A 25,158-nucleotide genomic window follows, 5' to 3' on the forward strand; every position below is an offset into this window, starting at 1 on the left:
CCCTCGGGTCACTGCTTGGGGGTCAACCGGGCGACGACCCGCGGGAACAGGCCCTGGTAGCCGGCGCCGACGAAGCGGATGACGTACTCGAACATCCGCGCGTCGTTGCCGACCAGGATCCTGGCCTTGTTCTTGCGGACGCCGTCGAGGATGATCCGGGCCGCCTTCTCCGGGGTGGTGCTGGCGAGTTTCTTGTCGAACGTCTTGGCCAGCTCGTCGGCGTCGAGGCCCTCGGCGGCGGTGGCGTTGCGGGCGATCGCGGTCTTGATGCCGCCGGGATGTACGCAGCTCACCTTGACCGGATGACCGGCCAGTGCCATCTCCTGGCGCAGCGCCTCGGTGAACCCGCGCACCGCGAACTTCGCGGAGTTGTAGGCGGCCTGCCCCGGCACGGCGAACAGCCCGAACACGCTGGAGACGTTGACGACGTGACCGTCGCCGGAGGCGATCAGGTGCGGCAGGAACGCCTTCGTCCCGTTGACGACGCCCCAGTAGTCGACATCCATCACCCGTTCCATGTCCTTGAACTGGGAGATCTCGACGTCGCCGGTGAACGCGATGCCGGCGTTGTTGTAGATCTGGTTGACCTTGCCGAAGTGCTCGGCGACGCCGTCGGCATAGAGGTGGAACTCCTCACGCTCGACGACGTTGAGGCGGTCGGCCTTGACCTGCGCCCCGATCGCCTTGAGCCGCTCCTCGGTGGCGGCCAGGCCCTCGGTGTCGACGTCGCTGATGGCGACGTGGGCGCCCGAGCGGCCCAGTTCGATCGCCAGCGCCTGACNGGTGGCGGCCAGGCCCTCGGTGTCGACGTCGCTGATGGCGACGTGGGCGCCCGAGCGGCCCAGTTCGATCGCCAGCGCCTGACCGATGCCCGAGCCGGCGCCGGTCACGACGGCCACCTTTCCGGCGAAGCCCTGCATATCCGCTCCTGTTGTTCGACGTGTGTCCAGTTCGGCCCACCATAGCGGTACCGCGGGTACCGGTATCCGCAGGGGGCGGGCCTGAACGCGTAATGCCGCGCGTCCCATCGACGACAATAAAGGCATGACGTTGAAGTTCCCGGCCGTGGCGACGTTGGTGGCGGCCACCGCGACGATCGCGGCGGCGGCCACCGTGACGATGGCGTCGGCGGCCCCCGCCCGGGCCGACTCCACCACCGATGTCTTCCTCTCGTCGCTCGACCACTACCGCCTCGGTGACATCGATGCCGGCACCGCCACCCGCGTCGGCGAACAGGTGTGCCCGATGCTGGCCGAACCGGGACAGAACGCCGCGAACGTCGCCGCGAAGGTGGCCGACGAACTGGGCCGCCCCCTCGGGCCGGCGACGATGTTCACCGGACTGGCGATCCAGATCTTCTGCCCGCGGGCGGTCACCGCGCTGACCGACGGGGTGCCGTTCTCCTTCTTCGGCTGATCGCTGCTAGTTGCTGGTGCCGAGCGGATGGGCGTCGAGCCACTGCCCGGCGACCAGGCCCGGGTCGGCGCCCTCGGCGATCTTGCGCCGCATGTCGGCCAGCGACCCGGTGTCCAACACACCCGCGATCTCGTTGAGCGCGAGCACCTGTGACTCGCTGAGCACGTTGCGCCGGTACAGCGGGACCAGGTTCTCGGCGCGGATCAGGGACGTCTTGTCCGAGAGCACCACCACGTCCGACGGCACATCGGCGGCGGCCGTCGACGTCCACGCCACGTCCACCTCCCCGGCCCGCAGCGACGCGAAAAGCGCTGTCGCATCGGCGAACTCACGGGCGCGGGGCAGTGTGCACGTGCCGAGCGACGACGGCCGCGGCGCGCCGGTCACCGCGCCGACCGAGATGTCCGGGCAGCGGCGCGCGAACGCCGACACGTCCCGGCCCCACTCTCCGGCCGCGGCGTCGGTGACCGCCACGGCGGGTTTGTCCTCGGCCGAGACCGTGTAGTCGCCGGCGGCGACGCCTTCGGGCAGCGCGGAGAGCAGCGAGCGGTACACCTGGACGTCGGAGCGGGCAGGCGCGTCCGGGTCGAACCGCTCGAGCAGCCGCCCGGTGAATCCCGGCACGACGGCGGCCTCGGCCGAGTCGAGCCCCGCCAACGGATCCTCCGAGGTGCGGACCTGTGCCGGACTGCCGTAGAAGCCCAGCGCGGACGCGTAGAGGTGCGCGACGAGTTGCGACTCCGGCTCAGCGCTCGCCGCCACCGGGACCGGGGGCGGTCCCGGCCGCGCCCCGCAGGCGCCGACGAGCACCGCCACGGCCAGTGCGGCCGCCAGCCGCGATGTCCTGCGCAGCCGACTCAGTCCTCGGACGCGGCGGCCACCGCCGCCGCCACCGCCGGGCCCACGCGCGGATCCAGTGCGCTGGGCACGATGTGGTCGACGGCCAGATCGTCGCCGACGACCGAGAAGATCGCCTCGGCCGCCGCGACCTTCATCTTCTCGGTGATGCGCCGGGCGCCGGCGTCGAGCGCCCCGCGGAACACGCCCGGGAACGCCAACACGTTGTTGATCTGGTTCGGGAAGTCGCTGCGTCCGGTCGCGACCACCGCAGCGTACTTGCGCGCCACGTCCGGGTGGATCTCCGGGTCGGGGTTGGACATCGCGAACACGATGCCGCCCGGGGCCATCGTGGCGATCAGCTCCTCGGGCACCAGCCCCGCCGACACCCCCATGAACACATCGGCGCCGTCGAGCGCCTCGGCAAGCCCGCCGTGCAGGCCGCGTGGGTTCGACCGGGTGGCCAGCTCGGCCTTGAACGGGTTGAGGTCACTGCGGGCCGACGACAGGATGCCCTTGCTGTCGAGCACCGTGATGTCGCCGATGCCCTTGGCCAGAAGGATGTTCGCGCAGGCGATCCCGGCGGCACCGGCGCCGGAGATCACGATCTTGAGCGTGTGCATGTCCCGCTGCAGCACCGTGGCCGCGCCGTGCAGCGCCGCGAGCACGACGATCGCCGTGCCGTGCTGGTCGTCGTGCATGACCGGGCAGTCGAGCGCCTCGATCACCCGCTTTTCGATCTCGAAACAGCGTGGCGCCGAGATGTCTTCGAGGTTCACCGCCCCGAAGGTCGGACGCAGCCGGATCAGCGTCTCGACGATCTCGTCGGGATCGTTGGTGTCGAGCACGATCGGGATGGAGTCCAGCCCGCCGAAGGCCTTGAACAGCGCGCTCTTGCCTTCCATCACCGGCAGCGACGCCGCGGCGCCGATGTCGCCGAGTCCGAGCACCGCGCTGCCGTCGCTGACCACCGCGACCAGCCGGTGCGCCCACGTGTAGCGGGCCGCCAGTGTCTTGTCGGTGGCGATCGCCCGGCTGACCTTCGCCACCCCGGGGGTGTAGGCGATCGACAGCGCCCGCTGGGTGTCCAGCGGCGAGCTCATCCCGACCGAGAGCTTGCCGCCCTCGTGCGCTTCGAAGATCTCGTGATCCTCGACGACCACCTGAGGGGTCCGCGCCGCCGAAGGCTCACGCGAAGGGGAAACCACACTGTCCGCCACGGGCGTCAGGGTAACCGACCACCCGTTCTCTCAGGACCGGGTTGGCCGTCGCTGAGAGGTTTCGGTCAGGCTCCCCGCGTACGATCCGACTAGCTGGAGGGCACGGCGTGCCCGGAGGGAGGTCTGCGCATGCCGTCGTTTCGCGCGTTGCCGCCGTCGCTCATGCGTCAGGGCGGCCGGCCCCGCCCCGACGATCCGGACGCCCGCCGCATCCACGTGCCGGTCGCGCGCGCGATGGTCGACTGCGGCGTCTATTGCGACGGCAACCGGCTGCCCGGCAAGTACACCCACGCCGCGGCGCTGGACAAGGTGCACCAGATCGAGGCCGAGGGCCGGCCGGCGTTCGTCTGGATCGGCCTGCACGAACCCGACGAGCACCAGATGCAGGCCGTGGCCGACGTGTTCGGTCTGCACGAGCTCGCCGTCGAGGACGCCGTGCACGCCCACCAGCGACCCAAACTCGAGCGCTACGACACCATGCTGTTCCTCGTGCTCAAGACGGTGAAGTACGTCGACCACGAGTCGATCGCCAACGTGCGCGAGATCGTCGAGACCGGGGAGATCATGATCTTCGTCGGCCCCGACTTCGTGGTGACCGTGCGCCACGGCGAACACGGCGGACTCGCCGGGGTGCGCAAGCGGCTGGAGGCCACGCCCGCCTCGCTCAGGTTGGGGCCCTACTCGGTGATGCACGCGATCGCCGACAGCGTGGTCGACACCTACCTCGACGTCACCGATCTGATCGAGACCGACATCGACGCGATGGAGGAGGACATCTTCTCGCCGCGGCCGCTGACCGACATCGAGACCATCTATCTGCTCAAGCGTGAGGTCGTCGAGCTGCGTCGTGCGGTGAGCCCGCTGGCCACCGACCTGGAACGGATCGGCACCCACCACGACGACCTGGTCGACGTCGAGATCCGCCGCTACATGCGCGACGTGCTCGACCACACCATCAAGGCGGCCGACCGCATCGCCAGCTTCGACGAACTGCTCAGCTCCCTGGTGCAGGCGGCGCTCGGCAAGGTCGCCATGCAGCAGAACGTCGACATGCGCAAGATCTCGGCCTGGGTGGCGATCGCGGCGGTGCCGACCGCGATGGCGGGCATCTACGGCATGAACTTCGACAACATGCCCGAACTGCACTGGACGTGGGGGTATCCCGCCGTGCTGCTGGTGATGGTCACCGTGTGCCTGCTGCTGTACCGCACGTTCCGGCACAACCACTGGCTGTAGCGCCCCGTCAGGCCGGGCTGGCCGCCCGTCGGCGCGGGTCGGTCACGTCGACGCCGTCCTGTTCCCAAGCCTCCCGCATCGCCGGCGCGCCCTTGAGCCGGACCCAGGCGGCCTCGGTCGCGGTGATCGGCACCGCCGACAGCACGCTCACCGGCGACAACGGCGCGGGCAGCGCGACGTCGTCGATGTCGCTGCGGCCCAACAGGAACGCGGTGAACGGCGCGCCCTGCCACAGCGGGGTCTCCAGGTCGATCAGCGCGTCGGGTTCGAGCACCAGGCCCTCGACGGCGGGCGCAGCTGCGACCACCGCCACGGACCGGGCCAGCCCGACCGGCGACGGGCCGCGCAGGGACACCATCACCTCCGCCCGGGGACCCCGCACCGGATCGGCCATCAGGTCGGCCGGATCCCCCATCGGGTGCGCCGAACATCCGAGCGAAACATAGTGCGCTGCACCGTCTTCGGGGCCGCCAAAACGCAGGATGACCATCCGGTCGGCACCCAGGAAGGTCACGCTGGCCTCGTCGGGCTCCGTCGCGAAGTGGTCGAGCAGCGTCGCCCGCACCGTCACCAGGACATCGGCCACGTCAGATCTTCAAACGGGCCAACAGATCCCGGCCCCGTTCCGCGCTCTGCGGGTCACACAGCACGTCGTAGCGCCCGGCCACCAGTTGCAGCGTGGAGCTGAAATCCCGTGTGCCGCGGGCCATTGCGTACGGCACCGCGGAGGTGATCAGGCCGAAGAACACACCGGCGATCAGACCGGTGATCAGCGACCCCCAGGGGCTGGGACTGAAGAAGCCCAGGATCAGGCCGATGAACAGGCCCAACCACGCGCCGGTGAGCACGCCGCCACCGAGCACCTTGGGCCAGGTCAGTCGGCCGGTGACCCGTTCGACCTGCATCAGGTCGACGCCGACGATGGTGACCTGTTCGACCGGAAACTGCTGGTCGGACAGGTAATCCACCGCGCGCTGGGCTTCGGCGTACGTCGGGTAGGACCCGATGGGCCACCCCTTGGGCGGGGTGGGCAGACCCACCGGACGGCCACGGCCCGACGCGGCAGCACCCGGTGTCTGGCCTGGCTGGAACGGGCTGGTCATGGTCGTGCACTCCTTCGATCCGCAAAGAACCTCGTTGCTCTGTCAACGCCCGGGACGGGCCAAAGGTGCCCCGCTGCGCGTTCCTCTCGGCTCACCTGTACGTACGCTAGGTTGATCAGCATGACAAGTTCGGGCGACGACGCAGGCCGAAACGACCGTTCCGACTCCCCTGCCGGCGGGTCCGAGCAGTCGTCCGCGGGCTACGAAGCTCCGCCGATCGAGCAGTCCGCCACTCCCCCCGACTACACGCCGCCGCCGGCGTACAACCCGGCGCCGCCGCAGTACTCGTCGCCGACGGACTATCCCCCGCCCCCGTCCGGCTACCCACCGCCGTACCCGGAGCAGAACACCGGCCCGTCGCCCTACCCGGGCGCCGGCTACGGGGGTCCGTCCTACCCGCCGCCCCCGCCCTACGGGACCGCGCCGGGCGGGTACCCGCCGCCGCCGATGGGCGGCTACCCGAACGCCGACTACGGCTACGGAGCACCGCAAGCTCCCCCGGGCACCAACACAATGGCGATCGCATCGCTGGTCGCCTCGATCGTCGGGGTNCCCGCCGCCGCCGATGGGCGGCTACCCGAACGCCGACTACGGCTACGGAGCACCGCAAGCTCCCCCGGGCACCAACACAATGGCGATCGCATCGCTGGTCGCCTCGATCGTCGGGGTGTGCTGCGGTATCGGCTCGATCATCGGGATCGTGCTCGGCATCCTCGCGCTCAACCAGATCAAGCAGACCCGTCAGGCCGGTCACGGGCTGGCGGTCGCCGGTATCGCGGTCGGCGCGGTATCGCTGGTGATCAGCCTGGTGTGGAACATCTACGTCTTCAGTTCCTGACCTTTCCGAAGCGGCACCGATGACCACGAGCGGCCCCGAGCAGCCCTACGACGACGCCGGGCTGCCGCCGCCGGTCTATCCACCGGTGTATCCGGGTGCAGCGCCGCCCGGCTACGGCGCCGTGCCGTACCCGGCCTATCCGTCGTACCCGTCGTACCCGTCGTACCCGTCGTATCCGGCGTATCCGGGGTATCCGGCGCGGCCGCCGGGCACCAACGGCAAGGCCATCGCCGCGCTGGCGACGGCGCTGGGCGGTCTGATCTGCTGCGGGCTGCCCTCGATCGTGGGCCTGGTGCTGGGAATCATCGCGATGCGCGAGACCCGGCGCACGGGTCAGAAGGGCTTCGGGCTCGCCGCGGCAGCCGTCGTGATCAGCACGCTGCTGATCATCGTCGGTGTCCTCTATGTCGCCCTCACGACGCTGCTGTACGCCGGCAACTGGCAGTGGGCGCCCTAGCCGCTCGGGGGGACGAACCGCTCGCCCAGGCGGCGCATACCGGCCGCTCGGCCCTTGCCGGCGATGACGAGCGCCATCTTGCGGCTGGCCTCGTCGATCATCTCGTCGCCCAGCATCACCGCACCCCGGGCCCCGCCCGCCCGGGAGGTGTGCCACTCGTAGGCCTCGAGGATCAGCTCGGCGTGGTCGTAGGCCTCCTGGCGGGGGCTGAAGATCTCGTTGCCCGCCGCGATCTGGTCGGGATGCAGCACCCACTTGCCGTCGAAACCCAGCGCCGCGGCCCGACCGGCCACCCGGCGGAAGGCCTCGACGTCGCGCACCTTCAGATACGGTCCGTCGATCGCGTTGATCCCGTTGGCGCGCGCCGCGATCAGGATCCGCATCAGCACGTGGTGGTAGGCGTCGCCGACGTCGTACCCCTCGGGTTGCTCCCCCACCTCCAGCGTGCGCATGTTCAGGCTGGCCATCAGGTCGGCGGGACCGAGCACCAGCGCCTGCACGCGCGGGGCGGCGGCGATCTCCTCGATGTTCGTCAGCCCGCGGGCGTCCTCGATCTGGGCTTCGATGCCGATGCGTCCGACCGGCAGACCGTGCGCGGCCTCGACCTGACCGAGCAGCAGATCGAGCGCATGCACATGTGAGACGTCGGTCACCTTCGGCAGCACGACGATGTCGATCGACGGCCCCGCCCGGCCGATCACGTCGATCACATCGGTGTGGGTCCACGGCGTGGTCCAGTCGTTGACGCGCACACCGAGCAGCTGTCCCGCCCATCCCGGTGCGGCCAGCGCGTCCGCGACCTGCTCGCGCGCTTGGGCTTTGGCGTCGGCGGCCACCGCGTCCTCGAGGTCGAGGAACACCTCGTCGGCGGGCAGTGTCTTGGCCTTCTCGATCATCTTCGCGCTGCTGCCCGGCACGGACAGGCACGTTCGACGGGGTCGATACCGGTTTTCCACAACCCCACTCTCTACTCTGACAACCATGGCGTCGGTCAACAGGGTCTATGCGGCCCGGCTCGCGGGAATGGTGGTGCTGGGTCCCGACGGCGAATCGATCGGCCGCGTGCGCGACGTGGTGATCAGCATCAGCCTGGTCCGGCAACAACCTCGAGTTCTCGGCCTGGTCATCGAATTGCTGACGCGCAAAAGGATTTTCGTGCCGATTCTGCGGGTGACGGCGATCGAGCCGGGGGCGGTCACGCTGTCCACCGGCAGTGTGTCGCTGCGCCGCTTCTCCCAGCGTCCCGGCGAGGTGCTGGTGCTGGGCCAGGTGCTCGAGACCCGGGTGCGCGTCGACGACCCCGACCTGACCGAACTGGCCGGGATCGACGTCGTCGTGGTGGATCTGGGCATCGAGCAGACCCGCACGCGCGACTGGATGGTCACCAGGGTCGCCGTCCGCCCGCAGCGGCGGCTGGGTCGGCGCAGCAATGTCCACACCGTCGACTGGCAGCACGTCCAGGGCCTCACGCCGTCGGGGTTGGCGATGCCGGATCAGGGTGTGGCTCAGCTGCTCGAGCAGTTCGAGGGGCAGCGCCCCATCGAGGTGGCCGACGCGATCCGCGAACTGCCCGCCAAGCGGCGCCACGAGGTGGTCAACGCGCTCGACGACGAACGGCTCGCCGACGTGCTGCAGGAGCTGCCCGAGGACGAGCAGGTCGCGCTGCTGCGGCAGCTCAAGACCGAGCGTGCCGCCGACGTGCTCGAGGCGATGGATCCCGACGACGCCGCCGACCTGCTGGGCACGATGACCCCGGCCGACGCCGAGCAGCTGCTGCGCCGGATGGATCCGGAGGACTCCGAGGATGTCCGGCGCCTGCTGAGCCACTCCCCCAACACCGCCGGCGGTCTGATGACGTCGGAGCCGGTGGTCCTGGCGCCCGACACCACGGTCGCCGAAGCCCTTGCGCGCGTGCGTGATCCGGATCTGACACCGGCGCTGGCGTCGCTGGTGTTCGTGGTCCGGCCGCCGACCGCGACCCCGACGGGACGCTACCTGGGCTGCGTGCACCTGCAGCGGCTGCTGCGCGAGCCGCCCGCCGAGTTGGTCAGCGGCATGGTCGACAAGGACCTGCCCAGCCTGCGGCCGGAGGATTCGCTGGGCGCGTTGAGCCGATACTTCGCCGCCTACAACCTGGTGTGCGGCCCGGTCGTCGACGAGGAGAGTCACCTGCTCGGCGCGGTCTCCGTGGACGACGTGCTCGACCACCTGCTGCCCGACGACTGGCGGGAACGAGAAGCCGAGCACGAGATCGCGACCGCCGAGAGGCCGATATGAGCGACGTATCTGCTCGGCAGCGCCTCGACACGCCCAAGAGCACCCGCTCGTTCGCGCCGCGGCTGGACGTCGAGGCGGTCGGTCGGGTCAGCGAGCGGATCGCGCGCTTCCTCGGGACCGGGCGCTATCTGGCGATCCAGACGATCTTCGTGATCGTGTGGGTGTTCCTCAACATCGGCGCGTTCGCCTGGCAGTGGGACCCCTACCCGTTCATTCTGCTGAACCTGGCGTTCTCCACCCAGGCGGCCTACGCCGCACCGCTGATCCTGCTGGCGCAGAACCGCCAGGAGAACCGGGACCGGGTGTCGCTCGAAGAGGACCGCCGCCGCGCCGAGCAGACCAAGGCCGACACCGAGTATCTGGCGCGCGAACTCGCGGCGCTGCGGCTCGCGGTCGGCGAGGTGGCCACCCGTGACTACCTGCGCCGCGAGCTCGAGGAGATCCGCGAGATGATCTTCGAGCTCCGTCCCGACGATGCCGCGGGCGACGGCGAATCGAGCAAACCCGACGGTGAGCGGCGGTCCCGGAAATCCGGATGAGACAGCTGTGGCCAATGCTGTTACACGGTCGTAGCCGAATAGGTATGGTGACGGGGTTCACAGGCGATCTCACAGCTAGGACGGTTGAGTGCACATAGGGGCAGGAGCGGCCCTCGGAGCAGCGAGGAGTCGCGCCGGACGCATCGTCCGGATGCCGGCGTTCGGCGTCGCCGCAGTGTTGACCCCCCTGGTGCTCGCCGGCGCCGTCGGCGCCTCCGCACCGTCGACCAACGCCCCGACCCGCGATGCGGCGGTGATGCCGCTGGCGGCCGTCGCATCGTCGCCCGGCGAATCCGGCGTGTCGGTGGTGGCGGTGGCCAAGACCCCGACCCCGATGCGCATCGCCGCAGCCACGGTGTCCGCTCCCCCGCCCGCGGTCGTCGTCAATTCGCCTGGCACGCTGCGCATCCCGTCGATGGCGCTGGCCGCCTACCGGAACGCCGAAACCAAGATGGCCTCGGCCGCGCCCGGCTGCGGCGTGAGCTGGAACCTGCTGGCCGGCATCGGCCGCATCGAGTCGATGCACGCCAACGGCGGTGCCACCGATGCGCGGGGCACCGCGGTGCGGCCGATCTACGGCCCCAGCCTCGACGGCAGCCTGCCCGGTAACGAGGTCATCGTGCAGAGCCGCAACACCGACCGCGTGGTGTACGCCAGGGCGCTGGGACCCATGCAGTTCCTGCCCGGCACCTGGTCGCGGTACGCCGCCGACGGGGACGGCGACGGCAAAGCCGACGTGCAGAACGTCTTCGACGCGTCGCTGGCCGCCGCCCGGTACCTGTGCAGCGGCGGCCTGAACCTGCGCAGCCAGACCGATGTCCTGAGCGCGATCCTGCGCTACAACAACTCGATGGCCTACGCCCGCAACGTGCTGGCCTGGGCCGCGTCGTACGCCACCGGGGTGGTGCCCGTCGACCTGCCCCCGATCACCGGTGAGGTGCCCGCCCTCGGGGACAGCCACCTCGACCGGCCCGAAGGGCTCGGGCCCGGCCTGCCGCTCAACGCCGCCGGCCTGCCCGCCAACGATCCGCTGGCCCTGCTCCAACTCGGGCAGCGCACCGACGTCGCCAGCCTGATCAGCACCAACGTGCCCGGTTTTGCGCCCGGACAGTCGCTCGGCCCGCTGCCCGGCCCCGCGCCGGCCCCGCAGGCCGCACCGCAACCCGTAGCGCCCCCGCCGCCGGCCTGGGTGCCGCCGTGGATGACGCCCCCGCCGGCCCAGCAGCAGCCCGAGTGCGCGGTGTTCTGCATCACCAACACCCCCGCTCCCGCCGCGGCACCCGTCATTCCGGCTCCCGCCGCCCCGCCGGTCGCACCGTGGGCGCCGCCCCCGCCAGCCGCCCCAGCCGCTCCGGCGGCCCCCGGCCCGGCGCTTCCGCCGGCACTGGGTCCGGCACCCGGCCCGGCCGCCTGAGCACTCGGCCGCCGCCGGAGGACGGTCACCTGCGGCCTACACTCGCAGGTGATGCCTGCGAATACTGCTGACCTGACCGCGGCTGTGCGCGCGTCGCTGTCCAAGGTGATCGACCCCGAACTGCGGCGCCCCATCACCGATGTCGGCATGGTCAAGAACGTCACCGTCGACGACGACGGATCCGTGCACGTGGAGATCTACCTGACCACGTCGGCCTGCCCGAAGAAGACGGAGATCTCCGACCGCGTCACCCGGGCCGCCAGCGATGTGCCCGGCACCGGCGCCGTGCGGGTCACCCTCGACGTGATGAACGACGAGCAGCGCGCCGAACTGCGCAAGCAACTGCGCGGCGACTCCCGCGAGCCGGTGATCCCGTTCGCCCAGCCCGGCTCGCTGACCCGGGTGTACGCGGTGGCCTCCGGCAAGGGTGGCGTCGGCAAATCCAGCGTCACGGTGAACCTCGCCGCCGCGATGGCCGCCCGCGGCCTGTCGGTCGGCCTGCTCGACGCCGACATCTACGGCCACTCCGTGCCCCGCATGATGGGCACCACCGACCGGCCCACGCAGGTCGACTCGATGATCCTGCCGCCGGTGGCCCACGACGTGCGGGTGATCTCGATCGCGATGTTCACCCAGGGCAACACCCCGGTGGTGTGGCGCGGACCGATGCTGCACCGCGCGCTGCAGCAGTTCCTCGCCGACGTCTACTGGGGCGACCTCGATGTGCTGCTGCTGGACCTGCCTCCGGGCACCGGCGACATCGCGATCTCGGTGTCGCAGCTGATCCCGGGCGCGGAGATCCTGGTGGTCACCACTCCCCAGCTCGCGGCGGCAGAGGTGGCCGAGCGGGCGGGCGCGATCGCACTGCAGACCCGTCAGCGCATCGCCGGCGTCGTCGAGAACATGTCCGGGCTGCTGATGCCGGACGGGTCGACGATGCAGCTGTTCGGCGAGGGCGGCGGCCGCCAGGTCGCCGAGAGCCTGACGCGCTCGGTCGGCGCCGACGTCCCGCTGCTGGGCCAGGTGCCGCTCGATCCGGCGCTGGTGGCCGCCGGGGACACCGGGGTGCCCCTGGTGCTCAGCGCACCTGACTCGCCGGCAGGTGTCGAACTGCGCAAGATCGCGGACTCACTGTCCAGCCGCAAGCGCGGGCTGGCCGGCATGTCGCTGGGTCTGGACCCCGCCGGCCGCTAGTCGCTAGGTCGCGTCCGGGTCGAATCGGGTCGGCCCCGAGTTGTCGACCGGACCGGGCCCCGACTGCGGTTTCTCCGGTGGCGTCTGCGGCTTCTCCGGCGTGCTCGGCGTGTCGAAGCGGCCGGTGAAGATCGAGTCGTCCCCGTCGAGCAGATGCTTGGTCAGCGCCGCGCGCGGCGTCATACCCCGCAGCTTCTGCAGCTCCGACAGCGGTTCGCGCAGATCGTCGAACTCCGGGCCCAGATCCTGGCGCAGCTGGCTGGTGGCACCGGAGATGTAGTCGCGCGCCTGGCGCACCGCACCGGACGTCCAGCGGATCGCGCCGGGCAGCCGTTCAGGCCCGAGGATCACCAGCCCGGCGATCACCAGGACCAGCATCTCGCCCCAGCCGACGTTGGCGAACATGGCCTAGGTGCTGTTGTCGGCGCCGGGGGTCACCGTCAAGGTGACGCGACGGCCGTCGCGGACGACCTCGACCGGGGCGGGTTCGCCGATCTTGAGCTGACGGACGGCGACGACCATCTCGTCGGCGTCGGCGACCTCACGGTTACCGATCTTGACGACGACGTCGTTTTCCAGGATGCCGGCCCGTTCGGCCGGACCGCCCGCCGTCACGTTGGCGATCTGCGCACCCTTGGACACGTCGTTGCTCACCGAGCGCGCGGTCAGCCCCAGGGTGGGGTGCGCCATCTTGCCGCTCTGGATCAGCGTCTCCACGACCTGCTTGACCTCGTTGACCGGGATCGCGAACCCGAGCCCGCTGGCGCTGTCCGACAGCGACTTGCCTGCGGTGTTGATGCCGATGACCTCGGAGTTCATGTTGATCAGCGGGCCGCCGGAGTTGCCGTGGTTGATCGACGCGTCGGTCTGCACGCCGTCGATGACGGTGTCGGTGTCCGACCCGTCGCCGGACAGCGGCACGGGCCGGTGCAGCGCGCTGATGATGCCGTGGGTGACCGTGCTGCGCAGGCCCAGCGGGGCACCGGCGGCGATCACCTCTTCACCGACACGCAGCTTCTCGGAGTCCCCGAGCCGGGCCACGACGAGGTTGTCGACGTTGTCGACCTTGAGCACCGCCAGGTCGGTCTTCGGGTCACGGCCGACCAGGTTGGCGGGGACCTCTTTGCCGTCGTTGAAGACGACCGACATCTTGAACTTGCTCGGGTTGGTGGCCGCCTCGGAGATCACGTGGTTGTTGGTCACGATGTAGCCGCGGCCGTCGACGATGACCCCGGAGCCCTGCGCCCCCTCGGTGTCGCTGGTCGCCTCCACCGTCACCACCGAATCGGCAACGGCGGCAGCCACTTTCGCGAACTGACCCTGCGGCGGCTCGCCGTTGTCGCTGGTCTCCAACGTCACCTTCGACGTGGTGAACGCCTCGACCACCTCGGCGGTCTTGCGGCCCACCAGGCCGCCGGCGATGCCGATCACCAGCGCGACGATGGCCAGCACGCCCAGTGCGACGTAGGAGACCTTCCCGCCGAACAGCACGTCGCGCACACCCAACTTGCCGGCCGGCGCGCTGACCGCGGCGGGAGCGCTGTGGGTGAGCGCCGGGGTGCCCAGCCCGACGGGCGCGCCCGGGTTGCGCCACGGATCGTCGGCGTCGTCGCCGGCGCCGTCGCGCTCGGCGTCGAGGGCTCCCGAGTCGGTGGGGTGGCGCTGCAGCGAGTCGCCGCCCTGGTACGGCCGGCCGAAGGCCTCGGCCAGTACCGGGTCCGGCGGTTGGTCCTTGGGGGCGTACTCGCCCTGATCGCGCGCCTGACCCTTGTTGACGAACGAGCCGTCCACGCCGTCGGGCCTGCCGAAGGCGCGCTGAGCCGCCGGATCAACCGGCGGACGCGACACGGGGCGCGGTTCGAGACGTTCCCGACCGGTCTGGTCCAGATTGGTCACCCGTACATCAGCCTTTCGTGCACCATTCGTGCCCTTTCCGTACCCAGCGCACCACGATCACGGTGCCGGCGATTCCCCGACGCGCATGTCCGGTCGACGCGCCCTCACCCTACCGACGCTTGCGACGGGCGCGCGGCGCGCCGTCGGCCCACTGCGCGGCGTCGGCCGGTTCCGGGTGCTCGATCGGTGCGTGCTGCGGGATCTGGGACAACAGGCCCAGAAGTGAACTCGGCATCGCCACCGGGCAGGCGTCACGCAGCACCTCGCGGGCCTGACGCTGAGCGTCGACCTCGGTGGCGCACTGCGGACACATCGACATGTGGTGCGCGGCGCGCAGGTGCGCGCTCATCCGCAACTCGCCGTCGACGAATGCGGCGACGGCTTCGGTGGACAGATGCTCGGTGGAACCGAACTGACGCGGCCCGACCGGGGCGTCACTCTGCGAGGCGAACTGGGTGGGGAGCCAGGAGAAAGCGCGACGGAACGCGTGTCCGGGATCGAACACCACCTGACTCCTCTCCGGTCATGTCGTATCGACGGGTATTCCTCGAATGTAGCGCGGCATGCTGTGAACCCGCCGACGAACGTCAGGCCGATCTGGCCGCGTCGCGCACGTCGGTGTCGGGGTGCCGGGCCAGGTAGTCGCGCAGCGCCTGGCGGCCGCGGTGGATGCGGCTGCGCACGGTTCCCAGCTTGACGCCCAGCGTCGCGCCGATCTCCTCGTAGGACAGCCCCTCGATGTCGCACAGCACCACGGCGGCGCGGAACTCCGGGGGCAGGGAGTCGAGCGCGGCCTGCAGGTCGGGGCCCAGCCGGGAGTCGTGGTAGATCTGCTCCGGATTGGGCTCGTCGGCGGGCACCCGCTCGTAGTCCTCGGGCAGCGCTTCCATCCGGATGCGGCCGCGGCGGCGGACCATGTCGAGGAACAAGTTGGTGGTGATGCGGTGCAGCCAGCCTTCGAACGTGCCGGGCTGGTAGTTCTGCACGGAGCGGAACACCCGGATGAAGGTCTCCTGCGTCAGGTCCTCGGCGTCGTGCTGGTTGCCCGACAGACGGTAGGCCAGCCGGTACACCCGGTCGGCGTGCTGGCGGACCAGTTCGTCCCAGCTGGGCATCGCGGCGTGGTCACCGGTGGCGTCGAAGACCGCCGTGCCGGTGAGCTCGTCGGTCGTCTCCACCCATTCGGCATCGGTGAACTGCTCGAGGTGTGCCATCGAAACGGGAGCGGCGGTAGGGCCGGTCACAGTGGTGGTCGTCGGATCCTCCATGTCGTGCGGACCGCGGTCGTCGAGAGACCGCTCCATGTCGACAACACGGCGCAGCGACGCTTTCTTCCCGCCGTCGGGCAGTCCGATCTGGTCGCGGTGCGCGCCGTCTGTCATGCGATCACGTTCTCCTGTGCTGGTGTGCCAGGCATATGAGCAAACTGAACATTTCCTGAGAAAGAGTGCTACCCATTTTCGACCTGCGGAAACGGTGCGGGACAGGGCCGCGGCGGGCGAATTCCGGGGACGGGCGTGTCGACGTCCCGGCGTCGCCGCCGACGCTCTACGCTCGCGGGCATGGCGACCACCGACGAGCCCGCAGGCGGCGCCGGCGATTCCGGATCCCGGCCCAGCCCGGCCGAGGCGATCGTCAGGCACGCCGAGCACTCGATCTCCGAGGACGCGATCGTCGCCGCCGCGCGGGAACGCGCCGTCGACATCGGCGCGGGCGCGGTGACCCCGGCCGTCGGCGCCCTGCTGTGCGTCCTCGCGAAGCTGACCAGCGCCAAGGCGGTGGTCGAGGTGGGCACCGGTGCGGGCGTCAGCGGTCTGTGGCTGCTCTCGGGGATGCGCGAAGACGGCGTGCTCACCACGATCGACGTCGAGCCCGAACACCAGCGCATCGCCAAGCAGGCGTTCACCGAAGCCGGCGTCGGGCCGGGGCGGACACGGCTGATCGGCGGGCGTGCGCAGGAGGTGCTCACCCGGCTCGCCGACGAGTCCTACGACCTGGTGTTCATCGACGCCGACCCGGCCGACCAGCCGCAGTTCGTCGTCGAGGGTGTACGGCTGCTGCGGCCGGGCGGTGTCATCGTCGTGCACCGGGCCGCGCTGGGCGGCCGGGCCGGTGACGCGACGGCCAACGACGCCGAAGTCGCTGCCGTGCGGGAGGCCGCGCGGCTGATCGCCGAGGACGAGCGGCTGACCCCGGTGCTGATCCCCCTGGGCGACGGTCTGCTCGCCGCCGCCCGCGACTGACCCTTTCCCCCGGAAGCGCATTCCTGGTCGCTGACCAGCTCTTTTTGCAACCCGGAATGCGCTTCCGCGGTGAAGCCTTGACCGCAGACTAAACGCGTGTTTAGCATGTTGAACATGCGTTCAGCGGACGATCTCACCGCGGCGGCACGGATCCGTGACGCCGCGATCGACCTGTTCGGCCGCGAAGGCTTCGGGGTGAGCGTGCGGGCCATCGCGACGGCCGCCGGGGTGAGCCCCGGCCTGGTCATCCACCACTTCGGGTCCAAGGAGAAGCTGCACCGCGCCTGCGACGACTACGTCGCCGAAACCGTACGGACGAGCAAGACGGAGACGATCCGCAGCTCCGATCCGACGACCTGGCTGGCGCAGATGGCCGAGATCGAGGACTACGCCCCGATGATGGCGTACCTGGTGCGCAGCATGAGCAGCGGCGGTGAGCTCGCGAAGATGTTGTGGCGCAGCATGATCGACAACGCCGAGCAGTACATCGAGGAGGGCGTGCGGGCCGGCACCATCAAGCCCAGCGTCGACCCCAAGGCGCGCGCCCGCTTCGTCGCGATGGCCAACGGCGGCGGATTCCTGCTCTACCTGCAGTTGCACGAGAACCCGACGGACCTGCGCGCGGTGCTGCGCGACTACGCCGAGGACATGGTGCTGCCCGCCCTGGAGCTCTACACCCACGGCCTGATGGCCGATTCGACGATGTACGACGCCTTTCTGGCCCAGCGCGAGAAGGGCATTCCGTTCACCCCCACCCAAGGAGATCACCGTGACTGATCACCACCCCTCCCCCGCCGTCGAGATCCGCGGACTGATCAAGAACTTCGGCGCCGTGCGCGCCCTCGACGGCCTCGATCTGACCGTCGCCGAGGGCGAGGTGCACGGCTTCCTCGGACCCAACGGCGCCGGCAAGTCGACGACGATCCGCATCCTGCTCGGGCTGGCGCGCGCCGACGCGGGCACCGTCCGTCTGCTCGGCGGCGACCCGTGGACCGACGCCGTCACGCTGCACCGCCAACTCGCCTACGTGCCGGGCGATGTGACGCTGTGGCCCACGCTCACCGGAGGCGAGACCATCGACCTGCTCGCCCGCATGCGGGGCGGCATCGACGAGACCCGGCGCGCGGAACTCATCGAGCGGTTCGATCTCGACCCCACCAAGAAGGCGCGCACCTACTCCAAGGGCAACCGGCAGAAGGTGTCCCTGGTCTCGGCGTTCTCGTCGAACGCCGGACTCCTGCTGCTCGACGAACCGAGCAGTGGCCTGGACCCGTTGATGGAGAACGTTTTCCAGCAGTGCGTCGGCGAGGCCCGCGACCGCGGCGTCACCGTCCTGCTGTCCAGCCACATCCTCGCCGAGACCGAGGCCCTCTGCGACCGGGTCACCATCATCCGGGCCGGCCGCACCGTGGAGAGCGGCACGCTGGATTCGATGCGGCATCTGTCCCGCACCTCCATCAAGGCCGAGATGATCGGTGACGCCGTCGATCTCGGCCGCATCCCCGGTGTCGAGGACGTCAGCGTCGAAGGCCGTACCGTGCGCGCGCAGGTCGACAGCGGCAGCCTGGCCGAGGTGATCCGCGTCCTCGGCGACGCGGGGGTGCGCAGCCTGATCAGCCAGCCGCCCACGCTGGAGGAGCTCTTCCTGCGGCACTACGACACCTCGGACACACCCGAGCAGGTGACCGCATGACCACGCTGCTCGAGCGCCCGCACCGGCCGGCGCACGAAGCGCCCCGGCACGGCACCGCTCTGACGGGAACCCTTGGCCTGCTTCGGCTCTACGCCCGGCGCGATCGTGTGGTGCTGCCGCTGTGGGTGCTGCTGCTGTCGGTGCCGCTGTCGACGGTGTACGTCGGCAGCATCCAGGCCGTCTATCCGACGGCGGCTGATCGCGCGACGTTCGCCGCGTCGATCATGGCCAGCCCCGCGCAGCGCGCACTCTATGGTCAGGTCTTCAACGACAGCCTCGGCGCGGTGGGGATCTGGAAGGCCGGCATGTTCCACGTGCTGATCGCCGTCGCGGTCATCCTCACCGTGATCCGCCACACGCGCGCCGACGAGGAGAACGGCCGCGGCGAACTCCTCGACTCGACCGCGGTCGGCCGGTACGCCGGCCTGACGGCGGCGCTGCTGCTCGCCGGCGGCGCCTCGGTGCTGACGGGCGTCATCGGCGCCGCGGGCCTGCTGACCCAGGACGTCCCGGCGACCGGGTCGCTGGCGTTCGGCGCCGCACTGGCCTGTTCGGGGCTGGTGTTCGCCGCGGTGGCTGCGGTCAGCGCACAGGTGTCCTCGAGCGCGCGGTTCTCGCGCGGTGTCGCGTTCGCCGCGCTCGGGATGGCGTTCACGCTGCGGGCGGTCGGTGACGCGGGCGCCGGGACGCAGGTGCTCACGTGGTGGTCACCCTTGGGCTGGTCGCTGCAGGTGCGCCCCTATGCGGGCGACCGGTTCTGGGTGCTCGGCCTGCATATGGCGCTCACCGCGGTCCTTCTCGTGCTCGCCTACGTCCTGTTGTCCCGACGCGATGTCGGCGCGGGACTGCTCGCCGAGCGCCTGGGGCCGCCGCGCGGTGGGCGCCGCCTGCACGGGGTGCTGGGTCTGGCCTGGCGGCTGGACCGCGGGTCGCTGATCGTCTGGACCGTCGGTCTGGGCCTCTACGGCGCGATCATCGGCAGCATCGTGCACGGCATCGGCGACGAGATCGGCAGCAGCCAGATCGCCCGCGACGTGGTCGCACGCCTGGGCGGCACCGATGCGATGGAGCAGGCGTTCATCGCGGTCGCGTTCAGCATGCTCGGCATGATCACCGCGGCGTTCGCGATCTCGCTGACCCTGCGGCTGCACCAGGAGGAGTCCAGCGGGCACGCCGAAACGGTGCTGGCCGGCGCGGTCAGCCGAACCCGTTGGTTGACAAGCCATCTGGTGTTCGCGCTGGGCGGCCCCGCCGTGGCGCTACTGGTCGCCGGTCTCGTCACCGGGCTCACCTACGGGGCCAGCGCGGGCGACATCGGCGGCACGCTGCCGAGGGTGCTCGGCACGGCGGCCGTCCAACTGCCCGCGGTGTGGTTGCTCGCCGCCGTCACGGTGGCCCTGTTCGGTGCACTGCCGCGCTTCACACCGGTGGGCTGGGGCGTGCTCGTCGCGTTCATCGCGGTGTTCATGCTCGGCTCGCTGTCCGGCTCACCGCAGTGGCTGCTCGACCTCGAACCCTTCACCCACATCCCGCATGTCGGCATCGGCGCTTTCACCCCTGCCCCGCTGCTGTGGCTGCTGGCCCTCGACGCGGCTCTGATCCTGCTGGGCGCCATCGCCTTTCGTCGCCGCGACCTACGCTGAGGAGGACGCCGTGAAACTGGCCGTGCAGACCGCGACCTCGACCGTGCTGGGGCTGGCGTTCTTCGGGCTGGTCCTGTTCCTACCCGCGGGCACGTTCTACTACTGGCAGGCCTGGGTGTTCGTCGCGGTGTTCGCGGTGTCGACGTTCGTGCCCAGCGTCTATCTGGCGGTCCGCCACCCCGACGCGCTGGCCCGCCGGATGAAGGCCGGACCGACGGCCGAAACCCGGCCCGTACAGCGCGTCATCATCACCGCGACCTTCCTGGCAGGCATCGCGGTGATGGTGATCAGTGCGCTGGACTGGCGCTTCGGCTGGTCGTCGGTGCCGCTGTGGCTGGTGATCGCCGGCGACGTGCTGGTGGCCGTCGGACTGCTCAGCGCTCAGCTGGTGGTGGTCCAGAACCACTACGCCGGCGCGAGCATCACCGTCGAGAAGGGCCAGCCGCTGGTCTCCACCGGTCTGTACGGCGTTGTGCGACACCCCATGTACGCCGGCTCCCTGATCATGATGTTCGGCACTCCCCCGGCGCTGGGCTCGCTGTGGGGTCTGACCGCCGTGGTGGCGTCGGTGCCGGTGCTGGCTGCGCGCCTGCTCGACGAGGAGAAGGCGCTGAGCGCCGACCTGGCGGGGTACGCCGAGTACACCCGTCAGGTGCGGTATCGGCTGATTCCCGGCGTGTGGTGACGCGGCGCCCATACTGATGCCATGGAGCTGCTGACCGGGTTCGGGCTGGCGACCGCCGCGGGGCTCAACGCCTACATCCCGCTGTTGGCGCTGGGGCTGCTCGCCCGGTTCACCGACCTGGTCTCGCTGCCCGCCGGGTGGGCCTGGCTGGAGAACGGCTGGGTGATGGCGATCGTGGCCGTGCTGCTCGCGGTCGAGGTCGTGGCCGACAAGGTGCCCGCGCTCGACACGATCAACGACGCGGTCCAGACCTTCGTCCGGCCGACTGCGGGCGGCATCGTGTTCGGCTCGGGGACCGCAGCGCAGACCGCCGCCGTCACCGACCCCGGCGCCTTCGCCCAGTCCGGACAGTGGATTCCCGTCGCCCTCGGCGTCGTCGTGGCGCTGGTCGTGTCGCTGACCAAATCGACGGTGCGGCCTGCCGCGAACGTCGCGACGGCCGGCATGGCGGCGCCGGTGCTCAGTACGGTCGAGGACATCGTCAGCGTGGTGCTCGTGGTGCTCGCGATCCTGCTGCCGGTGCTGGTGCTGGTCGCGATCGTCGCGCTCGGCTGGGCCGCGTTCCGGCTGATCCGGCGCCGGAGGCGCAGACCCGCGGCGGGGCACGGTTCCCGCTGACGGACGCGGTCACCGGGCCGGCCTACGTATCGCCGACAGGCCGGCGACGCACATGGGGTACCTCACCGGTCCCGGCGGTGCGGTACCCGTTGCGGCCGGCGGCCTTCACCGAATACATGGCTTCGTCGGCGGCGCGCAGCACGGCCTCCCCGTCACGCGACGACCCCGACACGACCGCGATCCCGATGCTCAGGCCGATGGTTCCCGACCATCCCGCGATCGCCAGGGGCGATGCCACCGCGTCGATCAGGCGTTGCGCCAGCGCCTCGGCCGAGGCGGACACCGCACGGTCGGGAACGTGGATGATCACGAACTCGTCGCCGCCGCGGCGGGACACCATGTCGGGCCGATCGACGCACGACAGCAGCCGCTCCCCCACCGAGACCAGCACGGAGTCGCCGACCGCGTGGCCGAGTTCGTCGTTGACCGATTTGAACCCGTCGAGGTCCAGACACAGGACCGCGAACTCGCCACCCCGGTCGATCTCCTGCGCAAGCCGCTCGTACAGCAGCGCACGGTTGGGCAGACCGGTCAGCATGTCATGAAACGCGTTGTGCACCAACTGCGTTTCGAGCTCCTTACGCCGCGACGTGTCGCGCACCGACACCACGTAACCGTCTCGTTCACCGGTCGCCTCATCGCAGGTGACCCTCACGAACGCCTCCAGCCAAACCCAGTAGCCGTCCTTGTGGCGCTGGCGGTGCTCGGTGGTGAAGGTGTCGATGCGGCCGTCTCCCAGTGCAGCCATCTGCGCGGCGAACTCGTCGAGGTCGTCGGGATGGACGTTGTCTCGCGCGCGCAGGCCCACCAGTTCGTGGGCCTCGTAACCGAGCAGGGTCCGGATCGAGGGCGACACGTAGCGACGAACGCCGTCGAGACTGCCCCGGATCAGGGTGTCCGCCGAGTTCTCCGCCACCACGCGGAAAAGGTCCGCGTCGGCGCCGCGCTGCAGGTGCAGCGAGGCCAAGTGCCCGAAGCGGGTCAGCAGACCCACCAATTCGGGGTCGTGCAGTCGTGGGGCCGCATCGGTCACGCAGAGCATGCCGGCGACCGCGCGGTCGCGGGTAATCGGGACGGCGGCGACGAATTCGGCGTCGGGGAACGCCGCGGCCAGTGGTTGATCCGAGGCTTTGGCGTCCGCGATCACCGTCACCGTCCCGGGCCAGAGTTCGGGGGCGACACCCTCGTCGGGGGCGCCGCCGTGGACGGATCCGTCCTCGAGACAGATGAGAGCCCGCCGGCATCTCAGCGAATCACGCACGATGTGGGACAGGGCGCCGTAGAACGACGGTGCGGTGTGACGGTGGCCCGGCTCCTCTGTCGGGCGCGACGTCAGACCCAGACTCCCTTGCCGACCGCCACCACGCCGCCGGCGCTGACCGAGAACCGTTCGCGGTCCTTCTCGAGATCCACCCCGACCATCTCGCCGGGCCCGACGACCACGTTCTTGTCCAGGATGGCGTGCCGCACCACCGCGCCGCGGCCGATCCGGGCGCCGGGCATGATCACGCTGCCCTCGACGATCGCGCCGTCGTCGACGACGACGTTCGACGAGAGCACCGAGTTGCGTACCGACGCAGCCGAAATGATGCTGCCGGCGCCGACGACGGACTCCTGCGCCGATCCGCCGTTGACGAACTTCGCGGGCGCCAGGTTCTCCGAGCTGCCGCGGATGGGCCACCGCTTGTTGTAGAGGTTGAAGATCGGGTGCACGGACACCAGGTCCATGTGCGCGTCGTAGAAGGCGTCGAGCGTGCCGACGTCGCGCCAGTAGCCGTGGTCACGCTCGGTGGCGCCGGGCACCTCGTTGTTGTTGAAGTCGTACACCGAGGCCATACCGTCGGACACCAGCCGCGGGATGATGTCCCCGCCCATGTCGTGGTCGGAGTCGTCGTCCTCGGCGTCGGCGCGGATCGCGTCGATCAGCACCTTGGTGGTGAAGATGTAATTGCCCATCGACACGAACGTCTGCTCGGGGTCATCGGGTGTCCCCGGCGGGTCGGCCGGCTTCTCGATGAACCCGCGGATGCGGCCCGAGTCGTCGGAATCGATGCACCCGAACGCACTCGCCTCGGCGCGCGGAACCCTGATTCCGGCGACCGTGGCACCCGCGCCGCTCTCGATGTGCTGCTGGACCATCTGCTCCGGATCCATCCGGTACACGTGATCGGCACCGAAGATCACGATGTAGTCGGGGTCCTCGTCGTAGATCAGGTTCATCGACTGGTAGATCGCGTCGGCCGATCCGGTGTACCACCGCGGCCCGAGCCGCTGCTGGGCCGGCACCGGCGTGATGTACTCCCCGGCAAGCCCCGACAACCGCCAGTTCTGCGAGATGTGGCGATCCAGCGAATGCGACTTGTATTGAGTCAGAACGCAGATCCGCAGAAACCGGGCATTGACGAGGTTCGAGAGCACGAAATCGATCAGCCGGTAAGCGCCTCCGAACGGAACCGCGGGCTTGGCCCGGTCCGCCGTCAACGGGTACAGCCGCTTACCCTCCCCGCCGGCGAGGACGATGCCCAGCACGTGTGGCGCTTCCCTCATGAACCCAACCTAACGGCCGGTTGGGACAGGGGCCAGCTATTGCCGGTCTTTGGCGGGTTCTCGGGCTGTCCATCAAGACAATTGGTGATGCCACGCGAGCCGCCCGGGATTCTGGGTACGGTCACACCATGCGGGTGGCGATGATGACTCGGGAGTATCCCCCCGAGGTGTACGGCGGTGCGGGCGTTCATGTCACCGAACTGGTGGCGCAGTTGAGGCATCTGTGCGAGGTCGACGTGCACTGTATGGGCGCGCCACGGCCCGGAGTGACCGTCGCCGCGCCCGATCCGGCGCTCGCGGGCGCCAACGCCGCGCTGGCGACCTTGTCGGCCGATCTGAACATGGTCAACACCAGCTCGCAGGCCACGGTGGTGCATTCGCACACCTGGTACACCGGCATGGCCGGGCATCTGGCGGCTCTGCTCTACGGCGTGCCGCACGTGCTGACCGCGCACTCGCTGGAGCCGATGCGGCCGTGGAAGGCCGAACAGCTCGGCGGCGGCTACCGCATCTCGTCGTGGGTGGAGAAGACGGCCGTCGAGGCCGCGGACGCGGTGATCGCGGTCAGCTCCGGGATGCGCGACGACGTGCTCCGGACCTACCCGGGTCTGGACCCCGACCGGGTGCACGTCGTACGCAACGGCATCGACACCGACGTCTGGTATCCGGCCGAGCCCGAGCCGGGGCAGTCGGTGCTCGCCGAGCTCGGCGTCGACCCCGCTCGCCCGATCGTCGCGTTCGTCGGCCGCATCACCCGGCAGAAGGGGGTCGCCCACCTGGTGAAGGCGGCCCACCACTTCGCCCCGGAGGTCCAGCTCGTGCTGTGCGCGGGCGCCCCGGACACCCCCGAGATCGCCGAGGAGGTGGCCTCGGCGGTGCAGGAGTTGTCCCGCGCGCGCACCGGCGTGTTCTGGGTGCGCGAGATGCTGCCGACCGCCAAGATCCGCGAAATCCTCACCGCAGCAACAACATTCGTGTGCCCGTCGGTGTACGAACCGCTGGGCATCGTCAACCTCGAGGCGATGGCGTGCGGGACGGCCGTGGTGGCCTCGGATGTCGGCGGCATCCCGGAGGTGGTCGCCGACGGCCGCACCGGCCTGCTGGTGCACTACGACCCCGACGACACCGCGTCCTTCGAACGCGAACTCGCCGAGGGCGTCAACGCGCTGGTGGCCGACCCGGACAGGGCCCGCGACTTCGGCGCCGCGGGCCGGCAGCGTTGCATCGACGAGTTCTCGTGGGCACAGATCGCCGAACAGACCCTGGAGATCTACCGCAAGGTCTCGTCGTAGAGCGGTGCAG

The 25,158-nt window shown here is 70.2% G+C and carries 26 protein-coding genes and 3 pseudogenes; 16 read left to right on the forward strand and 13 right to left on the reverse strand.

The window, feature by feature from the left end:
* Positions 1-8: 8 nt before the first annotated feature.
* Positions 9-781 (reverse strand): SDR family NAD(P)-dependent oxidoreductase (locus tag MCHLDSM_RS30310; RefSeq protein ID WP_234714243.1); only part of this gene is annotated, 773 nt, incomplete at its 5' end.
* A gap of 1 nt (position 782) precedes the next feature.
* Positions 783-920: pseudogene (locus MCHLDSM_RS40585) on the reverse strand (SDR family NAD(P)-dependent oxidoreductase); the annotation flags it as partial.
* Between the two features lie 124 nt (positions 921-1,044).
* On the opposite strand from MCHLDSM_RS40585, the gene MCHLDSM_RS30315 reads away from it, so the two are divergent.
* The gene (locus MCHLDSM_RS30315) at positions 1,045-1,416 is read left to right on the forward strand and encodes a DUF732 domain-containing protein (protein ID WP_048473504.1); all 372 of its coding nucleotides are present in this window, start codon (positions 1,045-1,047) and stop codon (positions 1,414-1,416) included.
* A gap of 6 nt (positions 1,417-1,422) precedes the next feature.
* Here MCHLDSM_RS30315 and MCHLDSM_RS30320 read toward each other — a convergent pair whose 3' ends face one another.
* Together MCHLDSM_RS30320 and MCHLDSM_RS30325 are read right to left on the reverse strand one after the other, a co-directional pair.
* Positions 1,423-2,268 (reverse strand): glycine betaine ABC transporter substrate-binding protein, encoded by an 846-nt coding sequence (locus MCHLDSM_RS30320; RefSeq protein WP_174545763.1) that lies wholly within the window; start codon positions 2,266-2,268, stop codon positions 1,423-1,425.
* A 5-nt stretch (positions 2,269-2,273) separates the two neighbouring features.
* Complete coding sequence (locus MCHLDSM_RS30325) at positions 2,274-3,416, reverse strand: NAD(P)-dependent malic enzyme (protein WP_048473506.1); 1,143 nt, start codon at positions 3,414-3,416, stop codon at positions 2,274-2,276.
* A 186-nt stretch (positions 3,417-3,602) separates the two neighbouring features.
* Here MCHLDSM_RS30325 and corA point away from each other — a divergent pair, with 186 nt between their 5' ends.
* Positions 3,603-4,709 (forward strand): magnesium/cobalt transporter CorA, encoded by a 1,107-nt coding sequence (gene corA / locus MCHLDSM_RS30330; RefSeq protein ID WP_048473507.1) that lies wholly within the window; start codon positions 3,603-3,605, stop codon positions 4,707-4,709.
* Between the two features lie 7 nt (positions 4,710-4,716).
* Here the strand turns inward: corA and MCHLDSM_RS30335 are convergent, their stop codons facing one another.
* Together MCHLDSM_RS30335 and MCHLDSM_RS30340 are read right to left on the reverse strand one after the other, a co-directional pair.
* Entirely contained in the window at positions 4,717-5,295 is a 579-nt protein-coding gene (locus MCHLDSM_RS30335) for a suppressor of fused domain protein (protein WP_048473508.1), read from the reverse strand.
* Between the two features lies 1 nt (position 5,296).
* Positions 5,297-5,812, reverse strand: a complete 516-nt coding sequence (locus MCHLDSM_RS30340) for a YflT domain-containing protein (protein WP_048418390.1) — start codon at positions 5,810-5,812, stop codon at positions 5,297-5,299.
* A gap of 120 nt (positions 5,813-5,932) precedes the next feature.
* Between MCHLDSM_RS30340 and MCHLDSM_RS40590 the strand changes: the two are divergent.
* The 3 genes and pseudogenes from MCHLDSM_RS40590 to MCHLDSM_RS30355 all read left to right on the forward strand — a co-directional run.
* A pseudogene (locus MCHLDSM_RS40590) lies at positions 5,933-6,363 on the forward strand (DUF4190 domain-containing protein); the annotation flags it as partial.
* A gap of 1 nt (position 6,364) precedes the next feature.
* Positions 6,365-6,650 (forward strand): annotated as a pseudogene (locus MCHLDSM_RS30350) (DUF4190 domain-containing protein); the annotation flags it as partial.
* Positions 6,651-6,669: 19 nt separating this feature from the next.
* Positions 6,670-7,107 (forward strand): DUF4190 domain-containing protein, encoded by a 438-nt coding sequence (locus tag MCHLDSM_RS30355; protein WP_048473509.1) that lies wholly within the window; start codon positions 6,670-6,672, stop codon positions 7,105-7,107.
* Here MCHLDSM_RS30355 and MCHLDSM_RS30360 read toward each other — a convergent pair.
* On the reverse strand, positions 7,104-8,063 hold the full coding sequence (locus MCHLDSM_RS30360) for an HpcH/HpaI aldolase/citrate lyase family protein (RefSeq protein ID WP_048473510.1): 960 nt from the start codon (positions 8,061-8,063) through the stop codon (positions 7,104-7,106). The genes MCHLDSM_RS30355 and MCHLDSM_RS30360 overlap by 4 nt on opposite strands.
* 25 nt (positions 8,064-8,088) lie before the next feature.
* On the opposite strand from MCHLDSM_RS30360, the gene MCHLDSM_RS30365 reads away from it, so the two are divergent.
* From MCHLDSM_RS30365 to MCHLDSM_RS30380, 4 genes are all read left to right on the forward strand, one after another.
* A complete protein-coding gene (locus tag MCHLDSM_RS30365; protein ID WP_048473511.1) occupies positions 8,089-9,384 on the forward strand; it encodes a magnesium transporter MgtE N-terminal domain-containing protein in 1,296 nt (431 codons plus the stop codon).
* The gene (locus MCHLDSM_RS30370; RefSeq protein ID WP_048473512.1) at positions 9,381-9,923 is read left to right on the forward strand and encodes a DUF1003 domain-containing protein; all 543 of its coding nucleotides are present in this window, start codon (positions 9,381-9,383) and stop codon (positions 9,921-9,923) included. The genes MCHLDSM_RS30365 and MCHLDSM_RS30370 overlap by 4 nt, the downstream gene beginning before the upstream one ends.
* 151 nt (positions 9,924-10,074) lie before the next feature.
* Positions 10,075-11,337, forward strand: a complete 1,263-nt coding sequence (locus MCHLDSM_RS30375) for a lytic transglycosylase domain-containing protein (protein WP_048473513.1) — start codon at positions 10,075-10,077, stop codon at positions 11,335-11,337.
* A 51-nt stretch (positions 11,338-11,388) separates the two neighbouring features.
* Positions 11,389-12,531, forward strand: coding sequence for an Mrp/NBP35 family ATP-binding protein (locus MCHLDSM_RS30380; protein WP_048473514.1), 1,143 nt, complete (start codon positions 11,389-11,391; stop codon positions 12,529-12,531).
* A 3-nt stretch (positions 12,532-12,534) separates the two neighbouring features.
* Here MCHLDSM_RS30380 and tatB read toward each other — a convergent pair whose 3' ends face one another.
* The 4 genes from tatB to sigE all read right to left on the reverse strand — a co-directional run bounded on the left by tatB (position 12,535) and on the right by sigE (position 15,731).
* The gene (gene tatB / locus MCHLDSM_RS30385; protein WP_048418398.1) at positions 12,535-12,936 is read right to left on the reverse strand and encodes a Sec-independent protein translocase protein TatB; all 402 of its coding nucleotides are present in this window, start codon (positions 12,934-12,936) and stop codon (positions 12,535-12,537) included.
* Positions 12,937-12,939: 3 nt separating this feature from the next.
* On the reverse strand, positions 12,940-14,427 hold the full coding sequence (gene htrA, locus MCHLDSM_RS30390) for a serine protease HtrA (RefSeq protein WP_048473515.1): 1,488 nt from the start codon (positions 14,425-14,427) through the stop codon (positions 12,940-12,942).
* 109 nt (positions 14,428-14,536) lie between these two features.
* A complete protein-coding gene (gene rseA, locus MCHLDSM_RS30395) occupies positions 14,537-14,932 on the reverse strand; it encodes an anti-sigma E factor RseA (RefSeq protein ID WP_048474091.1) in 396 nt (131 codons plus the stop codon).
* Between the two features lie 82 nt (positions 14,933-15,014).
* Entirely contained in the window at positions 15,015-15,731 is a 717-nt protein-coding gene (gene sigE / locus MCHLDSM_RS30400) for an RNA polymerase sigma factor SigE (RefSeq protein WP_234714275.1), read from the reverse strand.
* 258 nt (positions 15,732-15,989) lie between these two features.
* Here sigE and MCHLDSM_RS30405 point away from each other — a divergent pair, with 258 nt between their 5' ends.
* The 6 genes from MCHLDSM_RS30405 to MCHLDSM_RS30430 all read left to right on the forward strand — a co-directional run bounded on the left by MCHLDSM_RS30405 (position 15,990) and on the right by MCHLDSM_RS30430 (position 21,309).
* A complete protein-coding gene (locus MCHLDSM_RS30405) occupies positions 15,990-16,670 on the forward strand; it encodes an O-methyltransferase (RefSeq protein ID WP_048473517.1) in 681 nt (226 codons plus the stop codon).
* Positions 16,671-16,784: 114 nt separating this feature from the next.
* Positions 16,785-17,447 (forward strand): TetR/AcrR family transcriptional regulator, encoded by a 663-nt coding sequence (locus tag MCHLDSM_RS30410; RefSeq protein WP_048474092.1) that lies wholly within the window; start codon positions 16,785-16,787, stop codon positions 17,445-17,447.
* A complete protein-coding gene (locus MCHLDSM_RS30415) occupies positions 17,440-18,363 on the forward strand; it encodes an ABC transporter ATP-binding protein (protein ID WP_048473518.1) in 924 nt (307 codons plus the stop codon). The genes MCHLDSM_RS30410 and MCHLDSM_RS30415 overlap by 8 nt, the downstream gene beginning before the upstream one ends.
* Positions 18,360-20,006: an ABC transporter permease gene (locus MCHLDSM_RS30420; RefSeq protein ID WP_109788984.1), complete on the forward strand. Its 1,647-nt coding sequence runs from the start codon at positions 18,360-18,362 to the stop codon at positions 20,004-20,006. Before MCHLDSM_RS30415 ends, MCHLDSM_RS30420 begins: the two co-directional genes overlap by 4 nt.
* A 10-nt stretch (positions 20,007-20,016) precedes the next feature.
* Positions 20,017-20,691 (forward strand): methyltransferase family protein, encoded by a 675-nt coding sequence (locus MCHLDSM_RS30425; protein ID WP_048473519.1) that lies wholly within the window; start codon positions 20,017-20,019, stop codon positions 20,689-20,691.
* 21 nt (positions 20,692-20,712) lie between these two features.
* On the forward strand, positions 20,713-21,309 hold the full coding sequence (locus MCHLDSM_RS30430; RefSeq protein WP_048473520.1) for a DUF4126 domain-containing protein: 597 nt from the start codon (positions 20,713-20,715) through the stop codon (positions 21,307-21,309).
* A gap of 22 nt (positions 21,310-21,331) precedes the next feature.
* Here MCHLDSM_RS30430 and MCHLDSM_RS30435 read toward each other — a convergent pair whose 3' ends face one another.
* On the reverse strand, positions 21,332-22,570 hold the full coding sequence (locus MCHLDSM_RS30435; RefSeq protein ID WP_053083132.1) for a sensor domain-containing diguanylate cyclase: 1,239 nt from the start codon (positions 22,568-22,570) through the stop codon (positions 21,332-21,334).
* Between the two features lie 71 nt (positions 22,571-22,641).
* Positions 22,642-23,856 carry a glucose-1-phosphate adenylyltransferase gene (glgC, locus tag MCHLDSM_RS30440; protein ID WP_048473521.1) on the reverse strand — a complete coding sequence of 405 codons (1,215 nt, stop codon included), beginning with the start codon at positions 23,854-23,856 and terminating at the stop codon, positions 22,642-22,644.
* A gap of 128 nt (positions 23,857-23,984) precedes the next feature.
* Between glgC and glgA the strand changes: the two genes are divergently transcribed.
* Entirely contained in the window at positions 23,985-25,148 is a 1,164-nt protein-coding gene (gene glgA, locus MCHLDSM_RS30445) for a glycogen synthase (RefSeq protein ID WP_109788985.1), read from the forward strand.
* Positions 25,149-25,158 lie beyond the last annotated feature (10 nt).

The organism is Mycolicibacterium chlorophenolicum (genome assembly GCF_001044235.1).
Classification (GTDB): domain Bacteria; phylum Actinomycetota; class Actinomycetes; order Mycobacteriales; family Mycobacteriaceae; genus Mycobacterium; species Mycobacterium chlorophenolicum.